Here is a 1,699-nt window from a genome sequence, read left to right on the forward strand (position 1 = left end):
GGCCGGGCGACGGTGCCGGACGTGCCCGCCGACGCTCCCGGCCCCGGTGGCGGCATCGCGGCGCCGGCGCTCATGGGGGCATCCTGGCACGGCCCCGAGACCGGTCCGTCACCTGCCGAGAGCCTGCGCCGACCCCCGGCGCACACGACGCGTGCCCCGTTTGCCGGACGAACTCCGCGACGGATACGATGGAGTTCCACGTCAGTGGTCTCGCCCTGTCCGGATCCGCGCCGTCGGGTTCCCTCCGGCTGGGTAGCGGTCCTCTCGGCCCCCCGGGTGCCGATCAGCGTCAGGTCGACGTCCGCCCTCGTGGGAACAGTCCACCCGACCGAGACCTGCCCATCCCGGAGCCGTCCCCTATATGTCCATCGACACCCACACCGCCCCGAACACGACCAGCCCTCAGGTGGCTGTGAACGACATCGGGTCGGAAGAGGACTTCCTCGCCGCCATCGACAAGACGATCAAGTACTTCAACGATGGCGACATCGTCGAAGGCACCATCGTCAAGGTCGACCGGGACGAGGTCCTCCTCGACATCGGCTACAAGACCGAGGGGGTCATCCCCTCGCGCGAGCTGTCCATCAAGCACGATGTCGACCCCCACGAGGTCGTCGCCGTCGGCGACGAGGTCGAAGCCCTCGTCCTCCAGAAGGAGGACAAGGAGGGTCGGCTGATCCTGTCCAAGAAGCGCGCGCAGTACGAGCGCGCCTGGGGCACGATCGAGCAGCTCAAGGACAACGACGAGCCGGTCAAGGGCACCGTCATCGAGGTCGTCAAGGGTGGTCTCATCCTCGACATCGGCCTCCGCGGCTTCCTCCCCGCCTCCCTGGTCGAGATGCGCCGCGTCCGCGATCTCCAGCCGTACGTCGGCAAGGAGATCGAGGCCAAGATCATCGAGCTGGACAAGAACCGCAACAACGTGGTCCTGTCCCGCCGCGCCTGGCTGGAGCAGACCCAGTCGGCGGTGCGCAGCGAGTTCCTCAACCAGCTCGCCAAGGGCCAGATCCGCAAGGGTCAGGTCTCGTCGATCGTCAACTTCGGTGCGTTCGTCGACCTCGGCGGCGTCGACGGTCTCGTCCACGTCTCCGAGCTCTCCTGGAAGCACATCGACCACCCGAGCGAGGTCGTCGAGGTGGGCCAGGAGGTCACGGTCGAGGTCCTCGACGTCGACCTGGACCGCGAGCGGGTCTCGCTGTCGCTCAAGGCGACGCAGGAGGACCCCTGGCGCCAGTTCGCCCGGACCCACCAGATCGGCCAGATCGTGCCCGGCAAGGTCACGAAGCTGGTGCCGTTCGGTGCGTTCGTCCGCGTCGACGAGGGCATCGAGGGCCTGGTCCACATCTCCGAGCTGGCCGAGCGCCACGTCGAGGTGCCGGAGCAGGTCGTGCAGGTCGGCAACGACGTCATGGTCAAGGTCATCGACATCGACCTCGACCGTCGCCGCATCTCGCTCTCGCTGAAGCAGGCGAACGAGGGCATGACGACCGAGACCGAGTTCGACCCGGCCCTGTACGGCATGGGCGCCGAGTACGACGACGCCGGCAACTACATCTACCCGGAGGGCTTCGACCCCGACTCCGGGGAGTGGCGCGAGGGCTTCGAGTCCCAGCGCGAGGAGTGGGAGCGCCAGTACCAGGCGGCGTACGCCCGCTACCAGCAGCACATCGCGCAGCTGCAGCGCACCGCGGAGCAGGAG

The 1,699-nt window shown here is 68.0% G+C and carries 1 protein-coding gene; it reads left to right on the top strand.

Features of this window, described 5'->3' with window-relative positions; translation table 11 throughout:
• Nucleotides 1-361: 361 nt before the first annotated feature.
• A partial coding sequence (gene rpsA / locus AC0CYZ_RS23595) for a 30S ribosomal protein S1 (RefSeq protein ID WP_472219851.1) occupies nucleotides 362-1,699 on the top strand: 1,338 nt, incomplete at its 3' end.

It is taken from the genome of Actinomycetospora sp., from assembly GCF_055612215.1.